This is a genomic window from Buttiauxella agrestis (genome assembly GCF_900446255.1).
Taxonomy (GTDB): domain Bacteria; phylum Pseudomonadota; class Gammaproteobacteria; order Enterobacterales; family Enterobacteriaceae; genus Buttiauxella; species Buttiauxella agrestis.
Window position 1 is genome coordinate 1788469 of the sequence record NZ_UIGI01000001.1, and the last position, 20708, is coordinate 1809176.

Below are 20708 nucleotides of genomic sequence, written 5' to 3' on the forward strand. Positions count from 1 at the left end.
CTTAACGGAGGGTTATATTTAACCTATACACATCACGTCAGATACCAGGGAAATTATGATCCGTTTGTCCTCGCTTGCCCTGGTGCTTGCTGCCGTTACTCATAGCGCACTGGCGGTGACCTATATGCTTCCGCCAGAGGGTAGCCGCCTGGTCGGGGCACCGTTGACCATCTCCGTTCCGGAAGGGAATACTCAGCCGCTGGAGTATTTTGCTGCGCTTTACGGACAGGGTTTTAGCAATATGCTGGAGGCTAATCCAGGTGTTGATCCTTTCCTGCCAAAAGCCGGAACTCAGTTGACCATTCCGCAGCAAATGATTCTGCCGGATACCGTCCGCCAGGGCATCGTGATTAACGTCGCTGAAATGCGGCTTTACTACTACCCGGAAGAGAGCAACACGGTGGAGATTTTGCCGATTGGTATAGGTCAGGCCGGGCGCGAAACTCCGCGTAACTGGGTGACGAGAGTGGAGCGTAAGCAGGAAGCTCCCGCCTGGACACCAACCGCGAATACCCGACGCGAGTATGCGAAAGAGGGCAAAACCCTGCCAGCATTCGTGCCGCCGGGCGAAGATAACCCGATGGGGCTATATGCGATTTATATCGGCAAGCTGTACGCCATTCACGGTACTAACGCCAACTTTGGTATCGGCCTGCGTGTGAGTCAGGGCTGCATTCGTCTGCGTAAAGACGACATTAAATATCTGTTTGATAATGTCCCGGTAGGGACGCGGGTGCAGCTGATTGACCAGCCGGTGAAAACAACCGTCGAGCCAGACGGGCGGAGCTGGCTGGAAGTACATGAGCCGTTGTCGCGTAACCGCGCGGAGTATGAGTCTGACAAAAAAGTTCCGCTGCCAATGACGTCGGCATTGAACAATGTCACGCAAGGTTCTGGCGTGGATGCCAGCGTGGTGAGTGCAGCACTGACCCGCCGTTCCGGAATGCCGGTGCTGATTAGTTCTGAATGAGAAAGCAAAAAGCCCGCTTAGTTTCCTAAGCGGGCTTCTTAAATTTGGCTCCTCTGACTGGACTCGAACCAGTGACATACGGATTAACAGTCCGCCGTTCTACCGACTGAACTACAGAGGAATCGTTTGAACGAGGCAAATAGTATCGTGACGTTCAAAAAGAGTCAACGACAAAAATAACGCATTGATTCAAATGATTAAATTAAATCCAGATTGTCGAATTAATGCACCGTATTTCCACTGGATGCTGCTGTATTTTCACTCTCCCGCAAGCGTAACAACGGGTTCTGACCATAAAACTGGCAAAACCGTTGATAAAGTGATGGGAAGCGTGGCGCGAATAGCTCAGGCGCACTGAAAAAATACTCTGACAACACGGCAAAACACTCAGCCGGTTCAGACGCAGCGTAGGCATCAATGCTGGCGGCGTTTTCACCCACCATGTCAATCTCATCCTGAATATTGCTCATGGCAGCATGGAGATCGTGTTCCCAGCCTGCGACCTCGCGTAACGCTATCAACGGAATGCCGCTGGCACGATCGCCATTGCGCATATCCAGTTTATGAGCCACTTCATGGAACACCAGGTTAAAACCGGAGGCGTCAAAAGAGTCCTGCACATCCAGCCAGTTCAGGACAATCGGGCCTTGCTGCCAGCTTTGCCCGGATTGCACAACGCGCTGGTTATGCACCAGGCCAATATCATCTTCCCATTCATCATCGACAACAAATGGGGCAGGGTAGATGAGGATCTCGTGAAAACCGTCCAGCCACTCAATACCCAGTTCAAGTATGGGCAGGCAGAACAGAAGCGCGATACGCGCGCTTTTCAGCTCATCAAGCTCAAAACCCTGCAAAGGCACCAGGCGTTTTTGCTGCAAAAAACGATCGGCCAGTCGAACCAGTTTTTCTTGCTCGGCATGGGTGAGTGTTGCCAGAACTGGAATAGCTAAAGCCTGCTCCCACGGCAATGCCGTGACAGCGGATGAATCACTTGATTTCCAGGGCCACTTAATCATGTTGTTCGCTCGCAAAGTCATCTCTTGAACGGAAAACTACTATACCGTGACTGTGAAAGTGCCGCACTAATGTGGCACATGGCCGCGACCAGAACAGGTCCGCCTGAGAAGCCGATTATCGCGCTTTCTCTGTGACATTATTCAACCACTTACTGGCTTTTCGTTCAACGACGCGAGTCACAGGTTGATGCGAGAGAGGTAAATTATTTCATTTGAGAATAATTTGATGGGAATTATATGTTTTTGTTATGGAATTAAAGTGGCTATTTGCGGAAGGTTAAAAGCAAAAAAGCCTGCTTGCGCAGGCTTTAGAATTAACAAGCAACCATAGTAATCGAGATTAGAACTGGTAAACCAAGCCAACACCTACAACGTCATCGGTGGAGATGCCGTTAGCTTTGTAGAAGGAGTCATCGTTATCCAGCAGGTTGATTTTGTAATCAACGTAGGTAGAGAAGTTTTTGTTGAAGTAGAAGTAAGAGCCAACAGAAACGTATTTAACCAGGTCTTTGTCATTCCAGTCGCTGTTATTAGAAACATCAGCCATCAAGTCCTTACCTTTAGATTGCAGGTAAGAAATCTCTGGGCGCAGGCCGAAGTCGAACTGGTATTGCGCAGTCACTTCAAAGTTTTGAGTTTTGTTAGCAATACCGTAACTGCCGAATGGTGTCATGTTGCGAGTTTCAGCATACATAGCAGCCAGATAAATATCGTTGGCGTCATACTTCAAACCTACGGTCCACACATCAGCAGTATCACCACCCGCCATCAGCGCGCCAGCACTACGAGCTTGCTCATTGGTACGGTCAGATGAAGCATATGCAGCGCCTGCACTGAAGCCCATGCCGAAATCATAAACTGTTGAAAGACCCCAGCCATCGCCATTCTGGAAGCGAACATCGCGGCCGTTGTTGGTGCCTTCCTGGTCTTCGTTTGCATTGGTACTTTCGTTATTGCCCTGATACTGCACAGCAAAACTCAAGCCTTCGACCTGGCCGAAGAAGTCGCTGTTACGGTAAGTGGCAACGCCGTTTGCACGGCCGGTCATAAAGTTGTCAGTCCAGGTGTAGGAGTCGCCACCGAACACTGGCAGCATATCTGTCCAGGCTTCAACGTCGTAGACCACGCCGTAGTTACGGCCATAATCAAATGAGCCGTAATCGCCAAATTTTAAACCAGCAAATGCCAGACGCGTAAATGCGCTATTGCTGTTATCACCATCCTCGGTGTTATTAGCGAACATTTTGTATTCCCACTGACCATAACCCGTCAGTTCGGAAGTAATCTGTGTTTCACCTTTAAAGCCGATCTGGGTATAGGTACCGTCGCCGTCATTTCTGGCGTCGTCAGAGAACGTGTGACGAGCATCAACCTTGCCGTACAAATCGACTTTATTACCATCTTTATTATAAATTTCTGCAGCGTTTGCAGCGCCCATTGCCAATAAAGCGGGAATCACTAATGCCAGTGCTGTTCTTTTCATTTATCTATTCCTTTAAATCATAATTATTATGAATGATGGGTTATTTAACGCCCTCAATAACCGCAATAATCTTATTACAGGTAGTTCCATTTATTTATAATTAAACATGTAACCGTGTTATTTGAAATAAGACAAAATGTTTCCTGATGATCTTTATGTATCTGATTGAAATTAATGGTTTAAATCTAATTTTAGGATGTGTCTGATATTTTTTATGCATAGTTGGAGAGATATGAATATAAAAATATAATTTATTTTAAAAGTTACTTTTTCACCCGGAGTGATTTATTTTTTATCTGAACTTTGAATTTGATTTTTTATATTTAAGTTACGCTTTATAATTAATGTATCAGGTGTTAAATATTAATTTAACGCACGCCTGAATAATAATCAGATAGGGTTTTATTGTTAACGTTATGATAATCAACATTATATGTTACATTTTTTAAGATTATTCCTAATAAAAAAGAGAATCCAGGGCTGTCAAAAAACGGCAAAAATGTGATAAAAATCACACCAGGAAGATGGGATTCCATCGAAGAACAAAAGCTAAACAATTGAGAGAGTTATGTCAGACGTTATGGATGCGAAACCAACCCGTACACCGGGTGGTAAATTGGCGCTGTGGTTGTTCTATGGATTCTGCCTGTATACGGTTTGGTCAGTATTACGATATTTTTGGGTGGTCAGTGATGTCACCGACGGCGATATGGGCTCGCTGGGTGGAAAACTGCTCGGTGCTTTGATGGGACTTTTGGTTCTTGGCTCCGTGGCGGCGCTATTAGGTTGGCTTGCCTGGTATACGCGCGCCCGGTAAATAAATCGTGCCAAAGTGGATTGTTGTCGGCGTTGAACTTGCTAATTTTGTGATCCTGTACTCATATTAAGTACCGGGTCCAGCTGCGAAGTAAGGAGTACGTATGCCGATAGCCCACTGGCAAGCGCGTTTTGAAGAGTATTTGCAACACAACTGGTTGCAGGACGATAAAGCCCATGACGTGGCTCATTTTCGTCGCGTATGGAAAACGTCACAACAGATTATGGAAACGACAGAAGCGGATCGCTTAGTCGTACTAACCGCCTGCTATTTCCATGACATCGTCAATTTGCCGAAGAACCATCCAGAACGGCATCTGGCATCTACCCAGGCCGCGCAAGAGACATTACGCATTCTGGACACCACTTTCCCTGATTTCCCGCACCATTTATATGATTCGGTGGCTCACGCCGTGCGTGCGCATAGTTTTAGCGCCGGAATCGTTCCTCAAACCCTTGAAGCAAAAATCGTGCAGGATGCAGACCGCCTTGAGTCATTAGGGGCGATTGGCCTGGCGCGCGTTTTCTACACTTCTGGCGCACTCGGGCGCCCTCTGTTTGATAGCGAAGACCCGCTGGCTAACGGGCGTGAGCTTGATGACGCCACTTACGCCCTGGATCATTTCCAGAAAAAGCTCCTGAAATTACCAGAGACTATGCAAACCGAGGCGGGGCGAGTGCTTGCCCGTTATAACGCCGATTTTTTAGTGAGTTACATGGCTAAGTTGTGTGCTGAACTGAAAGGCGATTACTGCGGTATTGAGCAAGAAGTCATGCAGCAATTTTCATCCCAGAAACATTCCTCATAAAAACGTCGTATTAAGAGAAAAGGGATGCCCGCGATACTGGCGGGCCGATCTCATTCTCTCTGGGTCAAATCAGTGATAGAGTGACACTCTTTTTTCCCGAATATGGTTCATGATGAACGACTTCGACGCGATTGCCGAACAACTCTCTCAACAATCTCTGCGCCAGCAACAACAGCAACTGGAAGAAGACTCTGCGTTAGTGTCCCGCATTCTGGAAATTTATGACCAGAAAACCGTGGCGCATCATTTGCGTCAGGTCAGCGGTGACTGGACTCGTGAATCGCTCAATCGTTGGGTTAACCGAAAATCATCCCCGCGTGTGCTGACCGCCGCCGAAAATGAAATGCTGCAAAATATGTTGCCGCCACCTCCTGCTCATCACGGGAAATATGCATTTAAATTCGTTGATTTGTTTGCCGGAATTGGCGGGATTCGCAGCGGGTTTGAAGCGATTGGCGGGCAATGCGTCTTTACCAGCGAATGGAACAAACATGCGGTGCGTACCTATAAAGCCAACTGGTATTGCAACCCGGAAAGCCATCAATTTAACCAGGATATCCGCGATGTCACACTGAGTAATCGTGACGATGTCAGCGATGAACAAGCCGCCGCGCATATTCAGTCAACCATGCCGGATCACGATGTCCTGCTGGCGGGATTCCCATGCCAGCCATTTTCACTGGCCGGGGTGTCAAAGAAAAATGCTTTAGGCCGCGCACATGGTTTTGCCTGTGAAACGCAAGGCACCTTGTTTTTCGATGTCGCTCGCATTATTGATGCAAAACGCCCGGCTATTTTTGTCCTGGAGAACGTTAAAAATTTAAAAAGCCACGATAAAGGCAATACTTTCCGCATCATTATGGAGACGCTCGATAGCCTGGGTTATGAGGTGGCAGATGCAGCGATAATGGGTGCGGGTGATCCAAAGATTATCGACGGTAAAAATTTCCTGCCGCAGCATCGTGAGCGCATTGTGCTGGTAGGTTTCCGTCGCGATCTCAATCTACATAAAGAATTCACACTCACGAAGATCAATGAACTGTATCCGCAACGCCGCCCGACGTTTGGTGAATTATTGGACCCGACTGTTGATGCGAAATACATTCTGACCCCGACGCTATGGAAGTACCTTTATTATTACGCCAAAAAACACCAGGCGAAGGGCAATGGTTTTGGCTACGGTCTGGTAGACCCGACAAATCCGGCGAGTGTCGCACGCACGTTGTCCGCCCGATATTACAAAGACGGCGCTGAAATTCTCATCGATCGTGGCTGGGATAAATCGCTCGGTGAAGAAGATTTTGATAATGCTGATAACCAGTTGCGTCGTCCGCGCCGTTTAACGCCGCGTGAATGCGCGCGCTTAATGGGTTTTGAAGCAGTGCAGGGGAATTCCTTCCGTATTCCAGTATCGGATACACAGGCTTATCGGCAGTTTGGTAATTCAGTGGTGGTGCCTGCATTTGCGGCGGTTGCCAAATTACTGGAGCCCACAATTAAACTCGCCGCTAAAAAGCGTTAACCAGTTTTGTGATTAATTAATGGGGCGTGTAGGGCTAACGCCAACTCGACCCATTAATCTCAATTTCCACGCTTTAAACTATTTTTCTCAATGCTGATGCCATAACGCGCAGTCATAATACCGGTCTGGAACTCCATCGTTTTGATTTGCGCATAAGCGTCACTATCGTCTTTCGCTTCCATGTCCAATAATTGTGCACTCAGTGCCTTAACTAACTGGTCGCTATTACCTTTGCGCTCATAGTCAGCGCCTTCGAGGCAGGAGATGGCAGCCAGTCGGTCAAATAGTTGCAAATCCTCAGACAGAAAGGCTGTTTCGGTGACTTTCGTCCCGGTCATATGTGACCAATGACGGAGGATTTCGCCCCGAAACTGCTTTGGTGCAACGGTTTTGCAACTTTTAACCACGTCGGAACCGAGATTCGAGCTTTGCAAAGACGTCACAGATTCACCCTTCGATACCGCCTTCCAACTTGAGACGTAATTCTGGGTGATATTATTTTCCGCTTTAACGGCGTTACTATTGAATATGCCACTCAGCAGTAATACTGGAATAAATAATGTTTGATGTTTTTTCATTTTTTTCTTAAACAGGCATCAATGATGACGGGGTTTTTACATGTTCACAAATTAATGTCATTGATGTTAACAATTGAAATTTATCTGCTGCATAATAAAGCTTTCTGAATATAGAGTGCCATTTTACATTCGCTGAGAAAAGTTGAAATTATTACAAGTGCAAATGCGCAATGACTAATTAATAAGGCATTACTAATTGATACAGTATGTTAGAAGAAACAGGAGTTTTGACTAATAGCCAAAAAAATACATAATTAGTTTTCCTGCGACTGATCGATATTTTATTGGAGGGAGTTAATGGTCGATGTACACAGTAAAGCCGTACGCAGCAAAAATATGCGTGCCATTGCGACTCGCGACACGGCCATTGAAAAGCGACTCGCGGGCTTATTAACGGAGTGCGGGTTTTCCTTTCGGGTTCAGGATACAACCCTGGCAGGGCGGCCCGATTTTGTCATTGATGAACACTATTGTGTTATCTTCGCTCACGGCTGTTTCTGGCACCATCATCACTGTTATCTCTTCAAGGTTCCCGCCACGCGTACCGAGTTCTGGCTGGAAAAAATCGGCAAAAATGTCGAGCGTGATAAACGCGATATCCAGCGTTTATTAAGTGAAGGCTGGCGAGTCTTGCTGGTGTGGGAATGTGGCCTGCGTGGGCGAGTAAAACTCAGCGATAGCGATTTGGCTGAACGGTTAGAAGAGTGGATTTGCGGCGGCGGAAATTATGCGCAAATTGATAGTCAGGGGATCCGGTCGATAGATGAAAACGGGTGGCAAGCGCCACCCGAAAACTGATTACTTCTCTGCCTCACACGCCGTCACTACCGGCTTTGGGGGCAACAGATATTTCCCCAGCGTGACCAGCACAACGGCAAAAATAATCACCCCAAGCGCCAGCCATTCGACAGGTGACAAACTCTCCCCGGCAAATCCGGTTCCCAGCAATACCGCAACTACCGGGTTGACGTAGGCGTAGCTGGTTGCCACCGCAGGTGCCACATTACGAATCAGATACATATAAGCGCTGATGGCAATGATCGAACCGAATAAAGAGAGATAAGCTACGGCCATAAAACCAGCTGGTGTCGGCATGGCGGTCAGACGCTCCCCGGTTAGCGCAGAAGCAGCCAGCAGCACAATGCCAGCTGCGAGCATTTCCACCGCACCGGCCATCAGTCCTGTTGGCAATTCAATGCGCGAACCGTATACCGAACCGAATGCCCAACTCAGTGAGCCTATCAGAATCAACAGCGCCCCCCACGGATTGCCGCTCAGGTTTCCGCCGCTGTTGAGCAGCACGATGCCGCCCAGACCAACGGCGATGCCCAGCCATTCCAGTTTACGGGTTTGAATGCCGAACAAACGACTAAAGCACAAGGTGAAGAGGGGAACGGTGGCGACCATCACGGCCGCAATACCGGAAGGTACATGCTGGTGTTCTGCGACAGTCACAAAACCGTTGCCGACTGCCAGCAACAACACGCCAATCAATGCGGCGTTAAGCATGGGGCGCAGGGCAGGTAATTTGTGTCCACGTAATAACAAAACGCTCATCAGCAACACACCGGCGACCATAAATCGCACGCCCGCCATCATAAACGGCGGCCAGCTCTTCACGCCGATGGCGATGGCAAAATAAGTAGAACCCCAGATGATATATAACGCAAAAAGTGCAGCAACCAGCGGCAACAATTGACCCGAACGAACGCGCATACTTCCTCACGACAAATTAGCGATAAGACTAATAGTTAACGTCAAAAGTATCTTTCTTGCGAGGTTTTTACTTGTTTAAAAAATGTTAATTTTTATTGACATAGGGCTTCGTTTTTCCCAGGGCGATTTTTGTTCCATACTGTCAGGCAGACAAACAAAAAAGGATGTTCATTAAATGGCTGGAAGTAGCTTATTGACGTTGCTGGATGATATCGCAACCTTGCTGGACGATATTTCAATGATGGGGAAACTGGCGGCAAAGAAAACCGCCGGGGTATTGGGCGATGATTTATCGCTCAACGCGCAACAAGTTTCAGGCGTGAGAGCCAATCGGGAACTCCCCGTGGTCTGGCGAGTGGCGAAAGGGTCGTTTCTCAATAAACTGATCCTCGTGCCTCTGGCTCTGATTATCAGTGCCTTTGCGCCATGGGCTATCACGCCTTTATTGATGATTGGTGGTGCATTTCTTTGTTATGAAGGCGTGGAGAAGGTCATGCACACTCTGTATGCGCGCAAACATAAAGAAACGCCTGAAGAACGGCAAAAACGCCTGGATGAGATAGCCGCTCAGGACCCAATGGTTTATGAAGGCGATAAAGTAAAAGGCGCGATTCGCACCGACTTTATTCTTTCGGCTGAGATTATCGCCATCACGTTAGGCATCGTGGCGCAGGCACCGCTCCTCAATCAGGTGCTGGTATTGTCCGGGATAGCGATTGTGGTTACGGTCGGCGTGTATGGCATCGTGGGGATTATCGTGAAACTCGATGATCTGGGCTTCTGGCTGGTCGAGAAGACCTCGGTTATCGCGCGCGGTATCGGAAAAGGATTATTGGTGCTCGCACCCTGGCTGATGAAGTTTTTGTCAGTGGTGGGCACGCTGGCGATGTTTTTAGTCGGCGGTGGCATTCTGGTTCACGGCATTCCGGTTCTCCATCATGCCATTGAAAACTGGACCGGGCAGATGGGCGGCGCGGTTCATTTACTGGGGCCAACCGTGGCGAATCTGGTGATTGGTTTTATCATCGGCGCGATTGTGCTGGCAGTGGTTAATGGTATCGGGCGTCTGCGCGGCAGCACAGTTCACTAACTATTTGCGACAATTTGCTTGTTTCGCCAGGCAAAATCCCAGGACCTTGTCTATAACTGTAGAAGTTTTCACCCTGATACAGGAGGCGGTTATGGTCTTTGTGGTCAGCGATGAAGTCCAACCTAAGAATGGTGGCCCAAGGATGATTGTTACCGGGTTTTCCAGCGGTATGGTGGAGTGTCGTTGGTATGATGGATATGGTGTTCAGCGTGAGGCTTTCCGAGAGGATGATCTTGCCCCACTGGTAACAGGGGGCAGCCCGCAAGGATAACCCTGAATCGCCCGGTCAATGACCGGGCGATTTTATTTTCAGATGTCCGTGCATTTTGATAGTAATATAGTTTCCATGAATATATTTACCCTTAGCGATAATCCTGAGTGTTAATGTATTATTTCTCGATTGAATAACCGTCCATGTCGGCTAAATCAGGGATTGGGCTGGGGTAAATGGCTTCTGGGTGATAGCGGTTTCAGGGAGTGTGTCAGTGTTTGACAATGCAATTCAACGCGTGATAAGCCGCTTTAAAAATCCGCAGAAGGTCGTTAACCTTTGTTTTATCGTGGTGTTTATATTTTCAACGGTACTGACCTGGCGTGAAGCCGTCGTGCTTGAAGGGGCGTACGTTGCCAATCAGCGCAACAGCCTTGATAGCGTCGCCACGTTGCTTGATAGACAGTTGCAGCACAATATCGATAATCTCCTGTTTTATCGCAACAGTATGCTTTACGCGCTGCAATCGCCCATTTCTACTGATAAAACCCGCAAAACTCTCGCCGATTTTGATTCGTTACGCACTCAGCCTTACTGGCAACTGCGCCTCGATTTAAACCGTAGCCTGCCGATGAACGGTGTCTCCGATGAATTTGTGAATAATAGTCCATTGCTTGATCGTGACGAGCAGACGATTCACACGGAATTAAGCTCGGCACTGGAACTGAGCTACTTCATGCGTCTGTCACACCAGACGCAAACGCTCGCGCAGCGAATGTTCTATGCATCGCGCAGCGGATTTTTCCTGACCAGCACGCCGCCGTCGAACGATCCTCAAATCGTCGCGTTGTACTATCGCCTGGTCGCGCAGCCGTATTTTTCCTCGCAATCCCCGGAAAACAACCCCAAGCGGGAATTGAAATGGACACACACTTTCAACCCTGATATGTCTTCCGGGCAAATTATCACGGCAGCCATTCCTCTGGATTACAATGGCCGTTGGTATGGTGTTCTGGCGCTCGATTACCCGATTGATTCGCTTCATAACTTTCTGCGACAGGCCCACAATAATGAACAGCATGAAGGCACAGTTCTTCTGTACGATAACGAGCTAAACCCTATCGCCACTTCGGCACAAAGTTTGCCCAGGCACCCATTGTTTACCGCGCCGCAACTGGCACGCATTGCCAGTGTAGTGACGGCGGCAAAGCAGGGGGCGCAGGGTGAATTGCGTATGGATAGCCGTTTTATCACCTGGGCGAAACTTAACAATTACGATGGTCTGCTGATAAAAGTTCACACGCTGGAAGAGGGCGTTCAGGGCGAGTTTGGCCGCATCAGCGTGGTGCTGAGTGTGTTGTGGCTGCTTTCCACACTGATGCTGTTCGTTTCATGGGTAGTGATTCGTCACCTGGTCAGCAATATGTTTAGCCTGCAACAAACCCTGACCTGGCGGGCAAACTACGACACCTTAACGCGCTTATATAACCGTGGGGCTTTCTTCGAGGTGGCAAGTAAATTGTCGCAAGAGTGTCAGCAGCAGGGGCAGCCGTTCTCTGTTATCCAGATGGATCTCGACCTGTTTAAAAGCATCAATGACCGCTACGGGCACAGTAGCGGCGACAAAGTTCTGGCGCACGCGGCAGCCATGTTGAGCGACGCTTTCAGGCAGGGCGATGTTGCCGGGCGAGTGGGTGGGGAAGAGTTCTGCATCGTCCTGCCGGACACGTCGCTTGAAGAGGCCACTAAGGTCGCCGAGCGCATCAGGGTGCGCATCAACAGCAAAGAGCTACTGTTAAAACAAGGCAGCACGGTCCGGATCAGCGCTTCATTTGGCGTCAGCAGCGCATTTGAATTTAATGATTACGATTTTGAGCGCCTGCAATCTTACGCCGATCATCGTTTGTATAAAGCTAAACAAGACGGGCGCAATCGGGTCTGTAATACCGATTAATCTTCATGATGATTTAGCGGTAATAAAGTGGTCCAGGCCTTCTTTCCAGCCTTCAGGGCCATAATGCTGGCTGCGGTAAACCCGCTGGGGATTATCCTTTTGCAACGTCACTGCCTGTCGGCTGTAGCCTTTTACAATCACCGCGTAATCGACAGCATCGAGCAATAACGCATCGCTCGGGCTGTCGCCAAGCCCGATGGTAATGCGTGCTTTTCCTTCGCGCTGCTGAAATTGTTGTTGTAGCCAATGAATCGCTTTATCTTTGCCCGCTTGCATATCCAGCACGTGCCAGAATCGCCCACCTTGTAGCAGCATTAAACCGAGTGTGGCGAGTTGGTCACTAAACGCCGTCATCATTTCCTCGCTATCACGCCAGATTAATGTCTCCGAGGCTTCGCTAAGTTTCGCCAGGCTCGCCTGTTTGCGCGTCAGACCTGTCAGTTCGCAAAGCGTGTTCTCATCGACATCGGCGAAACAGGTAAATTTAAAGCCATATTTCTGGCGCAGTTTATCCAGCACGGATAGCAGTTCTTCGTGGCTAATTCCGGTAAGCAGGCGAGGGTAGTCATCGCTATCGCTCCAGCGGGAATCCAGTTGAATAACGGCGCCGTTCTCGGCAATAAAGGCTTGTCCTGTCAAAGAAAGTTCGTCCTGCCAGGCCAGAATCTCAGCGGCGCTTTTCGCGCTGCATAAAATTAACGGGATATCATGTTGGCGCAAAACACTGATCCACGGGCTTGCCGCTTCCCAACGGTAGGAATGATGTTCCAGCAACGTTCCATCAAGATCGGAAATGATTAACAGCGGATCGTGCAAATGCGGCATGGCGCTTCTCCTAAAATTCAAAAATTAAGATCCCCGTGGTTAGGAATGCTCTCAATTAAATAATTTCTTAATCATTAATAGGTATACAGCCAACCCCTGAGAAGCCACTGACCATACGGTGTCGCGGCGATTTTTATCTCACGCTTATTCCAAATCTAAATATTCATATCGTGAATATTTCATTGTTTTGAAATAAATCTGAGGTAAGGTGAACGCACATCAGATTTCCTGGTGTAACGAATTTTTCAAGTGCTTCTTGCGAACGCAAGCTTCATCCCGGCATTAATACTGCCGGGATTCTTTTACCCTTCGTACTTTGGGTAATTCTAACGATTCACTTCATTGACACTAAAATCGTGAATATCCAACTCAAAGGCTTCCGCCAGTTCAGAGTAGGTGTGCCATGTGCGTCCATCAATACTTGCCCGTTGCGGGTCATCGCCAGAACGTGTCACTTCGCTTTCGCTTATCTCATTGATGGCCGCCAGGAGCGCATCAACATCGATACGCTGCGTTTCATTAAGGTCTTTCGCGGTCTTCATGCCGTAGTCCTCCGGGGAGTACCCAGTGTAAGTCCCGTTATCAAGTATAGTCGTTTAACAAAATGCTCAAGGCGGCACATCATCCGATGCGAATGAGTCGTTTTTGATCTAAACTGGCTGCAAAGAAACCGGAGGACTTTTGTTATGAATATCAACGATCGCGTCACAGTAAAAACCGATGGTGGTCCGCGTCGGCCAGGCGTGGTGTTAACCGTCGAGCAATTTAGCGAAGGGACGATGTATCTGGTCTCGCTCGAAGAGTATCCGCTGGGGATCTGGTTCTTTAATGAATCAGGGCATCCGGACGGCATTTTTGTGGAAAAAACGGCCTGATGATTCTCCCTCATCCTACGCCAGATATGGGCGAGGGTGAGGGGACTTAAATTTAATGCTTAACGTAAGTTCACAAAAATACCATTGGTCACGTTATCAGTCAGACGCACCACGTGATAAATCACCTGTTTGTTATGCGTCTTTATCTTTCGCTTTATATTCCCTTTATGCGATGACACCGTTTTAGCTTTAATATTCATCTGGTCAGATATTTGAATAGTGCCTTGCCCGGACATCCACATTTTCAACATACTGGACTCAGTACGACTCAATGATAACGTGGGTAAATTAATATGGCCGATGCAATGCGCATTTTTTGCTAAATATTCAGAAAGTATTTCGTCCAGTGATTCTGGTTTTATCGATTTAGAACTGATCAGTAAATTGCTACGCACTAAGAGATATTCATCGAAATGAATATTTGCAATTGCCATAAAGACTAAAAATAAAGTGCTGGGATGCTGATTAATGATCTGCTTAATTCGTTCACTGCTTTGAGCATCATGAATAAAACAGTCTTCATTAATAAACACCACATTGGGTGTCTGAGACTCGCAGGCCTGCGCCAGCTCTTCGATAGTCTCCACGTTGGTCATCTGTCGTTTTCGGATGCCACGGCTGGTTAAATATCCCGTTAATCCCAGCCGGGTATAACTGCATAAATCCATAATGATCGTTGACATAACATCCCCCCCCTTTTTACCCGCGAAGTATTTTTAGGCATAACAACTATCCAGTAAAGTTATGTATAATTTGCTAAGAAACTTCTCAAAGTAAAGTGAATGTTCGATTATGTGAGATAAGTAAATGCATATAAGCCGCGCCGGATATATCCTGGTGGATGTCGCACAACAAAGCTTTTAGGAATATCCTCAATAAGCGGCACAAACTGTATGGGATTAATTTGCGGGAATTTCACTCACAATATCGGCGAGTAAATTAAAGACTTCACTAAATAAGTGTTCAGTGAAGGGAGCCATTAAAGGAATTAATGCCGTCATCACCAACATACCGATGGCGAGCGTCAGCGGGAAACCGATCACAAATACCGAAAGCTGGGGCGACATACGGTTGAGCAAACCGAGCGCAATGTTGAGCGTCAGCAGTAAAGTAATCAGCGGTAATGCCAGCATTAATCCATTGAGGAAGATTAAACCACCTGCCCGTGTCAGCGCCATAAACGCGTTGCTGTTTATCGGATTGCCGCCAATCGGCAGGGTGTGAAAAGTATCGACCAGCATTGAAATCAGCCATAAATGACCGTTAAACACCAGAAACAGCAGCATCGCCAGCATATCCATAAAACGGGCGAGTACCGGCATATTCAGGCGACTTCCGGGGTCGAAGAAGGTGGCGAAAGAGAGTCCCATTTGCAAACCAATAATTTCGCCGGCGGTGCGTACCGCAGCAAAAGCAAACTGCATGGTGAAGCCCAGCGCGATACCAATCAGGATTTGCTGCGCGGCGAGCCAAAAGCCTGCTGCCGAGAAAATCGTCACGTCTGTTGCGGGAAGCGTCGGGGCCACAAGCCAGGTAATCATCAGCGCGAGGCCAATTTTGACTTTTTTAGAGATAGCCCGCTCGCTTAAAATTGGGGCGGTAGAAATTAAAGCCAGAATACGCAGAAAAGGCCAGAAGCCCATGCTCAATAGAGTGAGCCACTGGCTGCTATCAATATGAATCATCCAATGTTCATCGGAATATTCGTTAGCAGTGTGCGCATATAATCCAGCAGCAGATTAAGCATCCACGGCCCTGCAACGATAATAGTGACAAACACCGCCAGAATTTTTGGAATAAACGACAGCGTCATTTCGTTTATCTGCGTGGCAGCCTGCAACATACTGATCACCAGACCCGTTACCAACGCCACCATTAACAGCGGAGCAGCGAGCGCCAGAGCCACTTTCATGGCTTCGGTGCCCATCATCATGACCGACTCAGGAGTCATCTTTTTCCCCTCTAACTGTAGAAACTTTGCGCCAGTGACCCAACCAGCAACTGCCAGCCATCCACCAACACAAACAGCATTAATTTAAAGGGCAGGGCAATGGTTGCCGGTGGCACCATCATCATCCCCAACGCCATCAACACGCTGGCAATGACCAGGTCGATAATCAAAAACGGGATGAATACTGTAAAGCCAATCTGGAAAGCCGTTTTCAGCTCGCTGGTGACATATGCCGGAAGCAAAATGCGCATCGGCACGACTTCTGGCCCTTCCAGCGGCGGCGTATTAGCGAGACGGGCAAACAACGCCAGGTCCGCTTCACGGGTTTGGCGCAGCATGAATTCGCGCAGCGGTTGAGAGCCTTTTTCAATGGCTTCATCCATCTGGATTTTATTTTCGCTAAACGGCTGATAGGCATCGGTATAAATTTTGTCGAATACCGGAGCCATAATGAAAAAGGTCAAAAACAGCGCAAGGCCAAGTAACACCTGGTTTGGCGGTGCGGACGGCGTACCCAGCGCACTGCGCAGCAGGCCAAACACAATAATGATGCGCGTGAAGCTGGTCATCATCAGCAAAATGGCCGGTAAAAACGTCAGCGAAGTAATAAAGACTAATGTCTGAACCGGCAGCGTCCAGCTCTGGCCGCCGTTAGACATCGGTTGGCTAATAAGACCCGGAAGTTGAGCAAACGCGCCAGGCATCAGGAACAGCAAGCCAAGTAACGAGAAGGGGAGCCAGCGTTTCATCAATCTTTCCCTTTACGTTTAAGCATGCTTTTCATCTGGCTAGTTTTCATCAGACTGTTTTTCATTAATTCGCGGAAATCAGCAGATTGCGCAGGCGCAACGGTTTCGCTCACCGTTGCGGCGGCTAGCGTGTGCAGATGGGTGATTTGCCCGGCAGTCACCCCAAGCACCAGGCGAGCATCCTGCACATCGACAATCACCACACGCTCACGCGCTCCCACACTGCAACTGGCACTCACTTTCATCTCTTTGCTGGAGCCGGTTTTCGGCGCAAAACCAAAACGTTTCGCTACCCAGGCGGCGAGCAGAATAAAAACGATAATTGTCGTTAACGCGCCGCTGACTTGCACCAGCGGAGAGCTGTTGCTGGCAGCGGTCTGCGGCTGTACGGTAGCCTGGGTTTTCATCGAATTAACGGCTCAGACGACGCATACGTTCTGATGGCGTAATGATATCGGTGATACGCACACCGTATTTATCCGCCACCACCACGACTTCACCCTGAGCAATCAGATAACCGTTGATCAGGATATCCAGCGGCTCGCCCGCTAAACCGTCGAGCGCCACCACTGAACCTTGCGATAAACGCAGCAGTTCTTTAATGGTCATGCGCGTGCGACCCAGCTCAACCGTCAACTTGACGGGAATATCCATAATCAGGTCGATGTCCTGCATCGCGCCTGCAATGTCATTGCCTTCAAGCGCACGGAAGACGCTGTCTGCGGTGCTCTTGTTGGTTGAGACTTTTTGTTCGTTTAGCGCATCAGCCCACAGATCGTCCACGGAGCCTGCATTGTCGTCGGACGGTTGATTAATATCACTCATTTGGGCTGTTCCTCGTTCAGCGAATTCAGTATCGGGTTGATCAAATGTTCGACGCGCAAAGCGTACTGGCCGTTAAGCGTGCCGTACTGACTGGTCAGCACCGGAACACCGTCAACATGCGCCAGAATCCGGTCCGGTTTATCAATCGGCAGCACGTCACCAGGTTTCAATTTTAAAATTTGCGACAGACGCAGCGGAATGTCGGCAAAGTTGGCTATCAGCTCAAGCTCAGAATGCTGAACCTGGCGCACCAGCGTATCGCGCCAGCTTTGGTCTTCCTGACGGGAGTTTTCCAGCGGCGGGTTCACCAACAGCTCACGCAGCGGTTCAATCATGCTAAACGGCAGGCAGATATTAAACTCGCCGGTCAGGTTGCCGATTTCCACATGGAACGGCGTGTTCACCACAATGTCGTTCGGCGAGGTGGTGATGTTGGTAAATTTGACCTGCATTTCGGAACGCACATATTCCACTTCCAGTGGATAAATGGCTTTCCAGGCATCGCTGTAAGATTCCAGTGCCAGCTTCAACATGCGATTAATCACGCGCTGCTCGGTGTGGGTAAATTCCCGGCCTTCCACTTTGGTCGGGAATCGGCCGTCGCCACCAAACAGGTTGTCCACCGCGATAAACACCAGGCTTGGCGAAAACACGAACAGGCCAGTGCCGCGCAGCGGTTTCAGATGCATCAGGTTGAGGTTGGTAGGAACCGGCAGGTTACGGGCAAACTCGTGGTATGGCTGAATGCGAATCGCCCCGACGGTAATATCCGGGCTACGGCGCAATAAGTTAAACAACCCCATGCGGAACTGACGGGCAAAACGCTCGTTGATAATCTCCAGTGCCTGAAGGCGTTCACGCACCACGCGGCGCTGGGTATTAGGGTCATAAGGACGAATGTCGGTTTCGTTAACGACACTGGTCTTGGGTTCGTCGGAAGTATCACTGTCGCCATTTAATAGCGCGTCAATTTCTGCCTGAGAAAGAATGCTATCGCCCATAGGATTATCGCAAAATGAAAGCGGTATACAGCACGTCGCTGACTACCTGCTGAGGTTGCCCGGCGACGAGCGGCGGAGCGAGCGTATTTTTGATAGCTTCAACCAGCTTCTGTTTACCTTCGTCGGTTGCCAGAGCAGCACCATCCTGGCGGGAAAACAGCAGCAGCAAGCGGCTGCGGACTTCAGGGAGGAATTCGCTCAGACGCTGGCGTGTCGCGTCATCTTTCAGACGCAACGTGACGCCGATGTACAACACGCGGTCAGCATCACCGAGGTTAACAGTGAAGGTATCCAACGCATAAAACACCGGCGCGGGTGGGGGTTCAGGCGCTTTCACCTGAGCAGACGCGGGCTGTTGCTGCATACGCCAGTAGCTGTAACCGGCGGTTGCACACGCGGCAAGGGTAATCAGGACCAGTAACGGCATCCAGATGGAGCGCTTGCGGCCTTTTGGCAAAGCGTTGTCAGTCATAAAACGCATCTTTCCTGTATTCGGTACTGCATATGGGTTGATTATCCCGTGTCGCCGGGCGTTCAAAGCCCCGAAAACACGTGATATTTGTCGCTATCTTTCTCGTTTAGCTTAGGGAGCGTTTCTCAGGCGAAAATATCCACCGCGTTATTACCCGAGGCTAAACGCTGTACGCTGGCTGGAACGGCGAGGGATTCGGCGTCACCGCCCATTGAAGGGAAACTGCCGCCAGAGCGTTGAGTTTGCTGCTGTTGCTGGCCCGATTGCTGTTGCTGCTGCCCGGCAAAACTCTCGCTGCTGATATTGCTCTGCCCAAGTTCAATCCCGCTTTCTGCCAGCGCAATACGCAGGTTAGGCAATGTGGCTTCCAGCGCCGCGCGCACATGGCTGTGCGCTGAAACCATCTGCAACTGCGCCTGGTTATCATCCAGTTTCATGCTGATTTGAATCTGGCCTAAGTCCTCAGGATGCAGACGTAACTCGGCAGTTTGCTGACCCTGACGGGTAAACAATGTGATGTGCTGGCTCACCGCCTGCTGCCACTCCTGGCTACCGAGTTGGGCGCTAATTTGTGGTGCGACAGGCACTGCGATTTGTGTGCTGGCAGGCGTCGCTATGGTTGCGGTGCTAAACGCGGGCGTTGCGAGTGTCGACGAGGCCGGGCTGGTGTTATTCGCGGCGGCGTCGCGGCTACTATTTTCCGCGTTATTCAGGGTGAATGATTTCGCATCGACAAGCGGCTCGTTGGTCGACGGTGCGCTTTTCGCGCTCACTTGGCTCTCCAGCGCCACAGCTTTATCGGCAACGGTTGCTGGCGTGCGGGCATCACTGGTTAAGGTGTTTTTTATGCCACTTGCGCCGAGTAACGTATTGAGGCTAACGGAAGCATCGCTATCCGCATCAGGCTGAACATTCAGTGTGCTCGCGGTGGGTGTTTGCTGTGGGAGCATGGCGAACAGGGCGCTCAACGCCTGCATATCGGCAGTGCTCAACGTGTGCGTTTGTTCACTTTGCGCATCGACCTGGGCCGTTTTATCTTCCGCACCTGTTTTCTTAACATTGGCGAGCAGGGCCGATAATGCTTCAGGCGTGTCGAGGTTATCTAACAGCGAGGCGAGCGTGGCTTTTTCATCGGCAGCAGCGCCTTTGCCGGTGGCTTTGTTGAGCGCGGCTTCGAGCGACACGGTTTTACCGTCTGCCAGTGAAAGTTCGCCAGGCAGGGCTTTGCCGAGCAGACTCAGAAAATCTTCGCTGAAACCTTTATCGCCTGCCGTAACGCCGCCGGAAGCCGTTGTAGAGGTGGCGACATCTGGAGAAGTGATCATCAGGGGCTGCATCATTATTCTGGTTTCCTCAGTGTTGCCCGCTGGGCATATTCATCCATCAGTTTTTGGTCCAGTTTGTTTTCAGCCAGTAACACCTGAGCGGTTTTTCGCTCCTGCAACGTGCGCCAGGCCTGCAATCTTTTCTGTTTCTCTTGCCACAAGTTCAACGCCTGACTGACCTTGTTATTCCACTGCATCAACTGCTGGCGGTGCTGGTCGATAGCTTTTTCCAGGGTTTGAATAAACTGCTGATAATTCTGCCAACGGTTACTGGCGATCCCCTGGCTCATGCTGTCATTGAGACTGGAACTGTACTCAAACTGATAGTTAATCAGCATGTTGAGCTGTTCTTCTGCCTGCTGGCAGCCGCGGCGCATTTCCCCTAAGCGTACTGCCGCATCTTCGACCTCTTTTTCGGCGAGATCATGAAGCGTATCGAGTGCTGTGCTTTGGTTCATAGTGACTCCTGTCGAGCTTTTGTCGGATGACGCTAGCGCTTATCCGACCTACGAATTCG

The 20708-nt window shown here is 49.4% G+C and carries 25 protein-coding genes and 1 tRNA gene; 9 read left to right on the forward strand and 17 right to left on the reverse strand.

The annotated features are described in order from the left end of the window. The first annotated feature begins 55 nt into the window (after window positions 1-55). Window positions 56-970 carry a L,D-transpeptidase gene (ldtA, locus tag DY231_RS08485; RefSeq protein ID WP_115627984.1) on the forward strand — a complete coding sequence of 305 codons (915 nt, stop codon included), beginning with the start codon at window positions 56-58 and terminating at the stop codon, window positions 968-970. Between the two features lie 45 nt (window positions 971-1015). On the opposite strand, the gene DY231_RS08490 is transcribed toward ldtA, so the two are convergent. From DY231_RS08490 to ompC, 3 genes are all read right to left on the reverse strand, one after another. Next, window positions 1016-1091: transfer RNA gene (locus DY231_RS08490), tRNA-Asn, on the reverse strand. Between the two features lie 100 nt (window positions 1092-1191). Beyond that, window positions 1192-1989 carry a DgsA anti-repressor MtfA gene (gene mtfA, locus DY231_RS08495; protein ID WP_115627985.1) on the reverse strand — a complete coding sequence of 266 codons (798 nt, stop codon included), beginning with the start codon at window positions 1987-1989 and terminating at the stop codon, window positions 1192-1194. A 340-nt stretch (window positions 1990-2329) separates the two neighbouring features. Next, complete coding sequence (gene ompC, locus DY231_RS08500) at window positions 2330-3472, reverse strand: porin OmpC (protein WP_115627986.1); 1143 nt, start codon at window positions 3470-3472, stop codon at window positions 2330-2332. Window positions 3473-4052: 580 nt separating this feature from the next. Here ompC and drpB point away from each other — a divergent pair. The 3 genes from drpB (at window position 4053) to DY231_RS08515 (ending at window position 6619) form a co-directional block, all read left to right on the forward strand. Then, the gene (gene drpB, locus DY231_RS08505; protein ID WP_115631804.1) at window positions 4053-4289 is read left to right on the forward strand and encodes a cell division protein DrpB; all 237 of its coding nucleotides are present in this window, start codon (window positions 4053-4055) and stop codon (window positions 4287-4289) included. Window positions 4290-4392: 103 nt separating this feature from the next. Next, complete coding sequence (locus DY231_RS08510; RefSeq protein WP_115627987.1) at window positions 4393-5097, forward strand: phosphohydrolase; 705 nt, start codon at window positions 4393-4395, stop codon at window positions 5095-5097. Window positions 5098-5209: 112 nt separating this feature from the next. Then, window positions 5210-6619, forward strand: a complete 1410-nt coding sequence (locus DY231_RS08515; RefSeq protein WP_115631805.1) for a DNA cytosine methyltransferase — start codon at window positions 5210-5212, stop codon at window positions 6617-6619. Between the two features lie 59 nt (window positions 6620-6678). Here the strand turns inward: DY231_RS08515 and DY231_RS08520 are convergent, their stop codons facing one another. After that, window positions 6679-7197, reverse strand: coding sequence for a hypothetical protein (locus DY231_RS08520; protein WP_115627988.1), 519 nt, complete (start codon window positions 7195-7197; stop codon window positions 6679-6681). Between the two features lie 297 nt (window positions 7198-7494). On the opposite strand from DY231_RS08520, the gene DY231_RS08525 reads away from it, so the two are divergent. Next, window positions 7495-7995 carry a very short patch repair endonuclease gene (locus DY231_RS08525; protein WP_115627989.1) on the forward strand — a complete coding sequence of 167 codons (501 nt, stop codon included), beginning with the start codon at window positions 7495-7497 and terminating at the stop codon, window positions 7993-7995. On the opposite strand, the gene yedA is transcribed toward DY231_RS08525, so the two are convergent. Then, a complete protein-coding gene (yedA, locus tag DY231_RS08530) occupies window positions 7996-8913 on the reverse strand; it encodes a drug/metabolite exporter YedA (RefSeq protein WP_115627990.1) in 918 nt (305 codons plus the stop codon). Window positions 8914-9088: 175 nt separating this feature from the next. On the opposite strand from yedA, the gene DY231_RS08535 reads away from it, so the two are divergent. The 3 genes from DY231_RS08535 (at window position 9089) to dgcQ (ending at window position 12168) form a co-directional block, all read left to right on the forward strand. After that, window positions 9089-10003 (forward strand): DUF808 domain-containing protein, encoded by a 915-nt coding sequence (locus tag DY231_RS08535; protein WP_115627991.1) that lies wholly within the window; start codon window positions 9089-9091, stop codon window positions 10001-10003. A 91-nt stretch (window positions 10004-10094) separates the two neighbouring features. After that, entirely contained in the window at window positions 10095-10274 is a 180-nt protein-coding gene (locus DY231_RS08540) for a YodC family protein (RefSeq protein ID WP_034496372.1), read from the forward strand. Between the two features lie 214 nt (window positions 10275-10488). Then, window positions 10489-12168: a cellulose biosynthesis regulator diguanylate cyclase DgcQ gene (gene dgcQ / locus DY231_RS08545; protein ID WP_172588664.1), complete on the forward strand. Its 1680-nt coding sequence runs from the start codon at window positions 10489-10491 to the stop codon at window positions 12166-12168. Window positions 12169-12171: 3 nt separating this feature from the next. Here the strand turns inward: dgcQ and DY231_RS08550 are convergent, their stop codons facing one another. Both DY231_RS08550 and yodD read right to left on the reverse strand, forming a co-directional pair. Continuing rightward, the gene (locus DY231_RS08550) at window positions 12172-12993 is read right to left on the reverse strand and encodes a mannosyl-3-phosphoglycerate phosphatase-related protein (RefSeq protein WP_115627992.1); all 822 of its coding nucleotides are present in this window, start codon (window positions 12991-12993) and stop codon (window positions 12172-12174) included. 326 nt (window positions 12994-13319) lie between these two features. Next, window positions 13320-13535 carry a YodD family peroxide/acid resistance protein gene (gene yodD, locus DY231_RS08555; RefSeq protein ID WP_115627993.1) on the reverse strand — a complete coding sequence of 72 codons (216 nt, stop codon included), beginning with the start codon at window positions 13533-13535 and terminating at the stop codon, window positions 13320-13322. A gap of 144 nt (window positions 13536-13679) precedes the next feature. Here yodD and dsrB point away from each other — a divergent pair, with 144 nt between their 5' ends. Continuing rightward, a complete protein-coding gene (gene dsrB / locus DY231_RS08560; protein ID WP_115627994.1) occupies window positions 13680-13868 on the forward strand; it encodes a protein DsrB in 189 nt (62 codons plus the stop codon). 59 nt (window positions 13869-13927) lie between these two features. Here dsrB and rcsA read toward each other — a convergent pair whose 3' ends face one another. From rcsA to fliJ, 10 genes are all read right to left on the reverse strand, one after another. Then, entirely contained in the window at window positions 13928-14551 is a 624-nt protein-coding gene (rcsA, locus tag DY231_RS08565; protein ID WP_115627995.1) for a transcriptional regulator RcsA, read from the reverse strand. A gap of 216 nt (window positions 14552-14767) precedes the next feature. Next, a complete protein-coding gene (fliR, locus tag DY231_RS08570; protein ID WP_115627996.1) occupies window positions 14768-15553 on the reverse strand; it encodes a flagellar biosynthetic protein FliR in 786 nt (261 codons plus the stop codon). Further along, window positions 15550-15819, reverse strand: a complete 270-nt coding sequence (gene fliQ, locus DY231_RS08575; protein WP_034458225.1) for a flagellar biosynthesis protein FliQ — start codon at window positions 15817-15819, stop codon at window positions 15550-15552. The genes fliR and fliQ overlap by 4 nt, the downstream gene beginning before the upstream one ends. Before the next feature lie 11 nt (window positions 15820-15830). After that, window positions 15831-16568, reverse strand: coding sequence for a flagellar type III secretion system pore protein FliP (gene fliP, locus DY231_RS08580; protein WP_115627997.1), 738 nt, complete (start codon window positions 16566-16568; stop codon window positions 15831-15833). Further along, window positions 16568-16975 carry a flagellar biosynthetic protein FliO gene (gene fliO / locus DY231_RS08585; RefSeq protein WP_115627998.1) on the reverse strand — a complete coding sequence of 136 codons (408 nt, stop codon included), beginning with the start codon at window positions 16973-16975 and terminating at the stop codon, window positions 16568-16570. Before fliO ends, fliP begins: the two co-directional genes overlap by 1 nt. 4 nt (window positions 16976-16979) lie before the next feature. Next, window positions 16980-17393, reverse strand: a complete 414-nt coding sequence (gene fliN, locus DY231_RS08590) for a flagellar motor switch protein FliN (protein ID WP_034496354.1) — start codon at window positions 17391-17393, stop codon at window positions 16980-16982. Further along, window positions 17390-18394 (reverse strand): flagellar motor switch protein FliM, encoded by a 1005-nt coding sequence (gene fliM / locus DY231_RS08595; protein WP_034496352.1) that lies wholly within the window; start codon window positions 18392-18394, stop codon window positions 17390-17392. The genes fliN and fliM overlap by 4 nt, the downstream gene beginning before the upstream one ends. A gap of 4 nt (window positions 18395-18398) precedes the next feature. Beyond that, complete coding sequence (gene fliL, locus DY231_RS08600; RefSeq protein ID WP_034496350.1) at window positions 18399-18866, reverse strand: flagellar basal body-associated protein FliL; 468 nt, start codon at window positions 18864-18866, stop codon at window positions 18399-18401. A 125-nt stretch (window positions 18867-18991) separates the two neighbouring features. After that, on the reverse strand, window positions 18992-20191 hold the full coding sequence (locus DY231_RS08605; RefSeq protein ID WP_115631807.1) for a flagellar hook-length control protein FliK: 1200 nt from the start codon (window positions 20189-20191) through the stop codon (window positions 18992-18994). A gap of 14 nt (window positions 20192-20205) precedes the next feature. Beyond that, window positions 20206-20649, reverse strand: a complete 444-nt coding sequence (gene fliJ, locus DY231_RS08610) for a flagellar export protein FliJ (protein ID WP_115627999.1) — start codon at window positions 20647-20649, stop codon at window positions 20206-20208. Window positions 20650-20708 lie beyond the last annotated feature (59 nt).

What these genes read in the sequence shown, in the direction of transcription:
- ldtA (WP_115627984.1), top strand. Translation starts at nt 56, where the DNA reads ATGATCCGTTTGTCCTCGCTTGCCCTGGTGCTTGCTGCCGTTACTCAT.
- mtfA (WP_115627985.1), bottom strand. Translation starts at nt 1,989, where the DNA reads ATGATTAAGTGGCCCTGGAAATCAAGTGATTCATCCGCTGTCACGGCA.
- ompC (WP_115627986.1), bottom strand. Translation starts at nt 3,472, where the DNA reads ATGAAAAGAACAGCACTGGCATTAGTGATTCCCGCTTTATTGGCAATG.
- drpB (WP_115631804.1), top strand. Translation starts at nt 4,053, where the DNA reads ATGGATGCGAAACCAACCCGTACACCGGGTGGTAAATTGGCGCTGTGG.
- DY231_RS08510 (WP_115627987.1), top strand. Translation starts at nt 4,393, where the DNA reads ATGCCGATAGCCCACTGGCAAGCGCGTTTTGAAGAGTATTTGCAACAC.
- DY231_RS08515 (WP_115631805.1), top strand. Translation starts at nt 5,210, where the DNA reads ATGAACGACTTCGACGCGATTGCCGAACAACTCTCTCAACAATCTCTG.
- DY231_RS08520 (WP_115627988.1), bottom strand. Translation starts at nt 7,197, where the DNA reads ATGAAAAAACATCAAACATTATTTATTCCAGTATTACTGCTGAGTGGC.
- DY231_RS08525 (WP_115627989.1), top strand. Translation starts at nt 7,495, where the DNA reads ATGGTCGATGTACACAGTAAAGCCGTACGCAGCAAAAATATGCGTGCC.
- yedA (WP_115627990.1), bottom strand. Translation starts at nt 8,913, where the DNA reads ATGCGCGTTCGTTCGGGTCAATTGTTGCCGCTGGTTGCTGCACTTTTT.
- DY231_RS08535 (WP_115627991.1), top strand. Translation starts at nt 9,089, where the DNA reads ATGGCTGGAAGTAGCTTATTGACGTTGCTGGATGATATCGCAACCTTG.
- DY231_RS08540 (WP_034496372.1), top strand. Translation starts at nt 10,095, where the DNA reads ATGGTCTTTGTGGTCAGCGATGAAGTCCAACCTAAGAATGGTGGCCCA.
- DY231_RS08550 (WP_115627992.1), bottom strand. Translation starts at nt 12,993, where the DNA reads ATGCCGCATTTGCACGATCCGCTGTTAATCATTTCCGATCTTGATGGA.
- yodD (WP_115627993.1), bottom strand. Translation starts at nt 13,535, where the DNA reads ATGAAGACCGCGAAAGACCTTAATGAAACGCAGCGTATCGATGTTGAT.
- dsrB (WP_115627994.1), top strand. Translation starts at nt 13,680, where the DNA reads ATGAATATCAACGATCGCGTCACAGTAAAAACCGATGGTGGTCCGCGT.
- rcsA (WP_115627995.1), bottom strand. Translation starts at nt 14,551, where the DNA reads ATGTCAACGATCATTATGGATTTATGCAGTTATACCCGGCTGGGATTA.
- fliR (WP_115627996.1), bottom strand. Translation starts at nt 15,553, where the DNA reads ATGATTCATATTGATAGCAGCCAGTGGCTCACTCTATTGAGCATGGGC.
- fliQ (WP_034458225.1), bottom strand. Translation starts at nt 15,819, where the DNA reads ATGACTCCTGAGTCGGTCATGATGATGGGCACCGAAGCCATGAAAGTG.
- fliP (WP_115627997.1), bottom strand. Translation starts at nt 16,568, where the DNA reads ATGAAACGCTGGCTCCCCTTCTCGTTACTTGGCTTGCTGTTCCTGATG.
- fliO (WP_115627998.1), bottom strand. Translation starts at nt 16,975, where the DNA reads ATGAAAACCCAGGCTACCGTACAGCCGCAGACCGCTGCCAGCAACAGC.
- fliN (WP_034496354.1), bottom strand. Translation starts at nt 17,393, where the DNA reads ATGAGTGATATTAATCAACCGTCCGACGACAATGCAGGCTCCGTGGAC.
- fliM (WP_034496352.1), bottom strand. Translation starts at nt 18,394, where the DNA reads ATGGGCGATAGCATTCTTTCTCAGGCAGAAATTGACGCGCTATTAAAT.
- fliL (WP_034496350.1), bottom strand. Translation starts at nt 18,866, where the DNA reads ATGACTGACAACGCTTTGCCAAAAGGCCGCAAGCGCTCCATCTGGATG.
- DY231_RS08605 (WP_115631807.1), bottom strand. Translation starts at nt 20,191, where the DNA reads ATGATCACTTCTCCAGATGTCGCCACCTCTACAACGGCTTCCGGCGGC.
- fliJ (WP_115627999.1), bottom strand. Translation starts at nt 20,649, where the DNA reads ATGAACCAAAGCACAGCACTCGATACGCTTCATGATCTCGCCGAAAAA.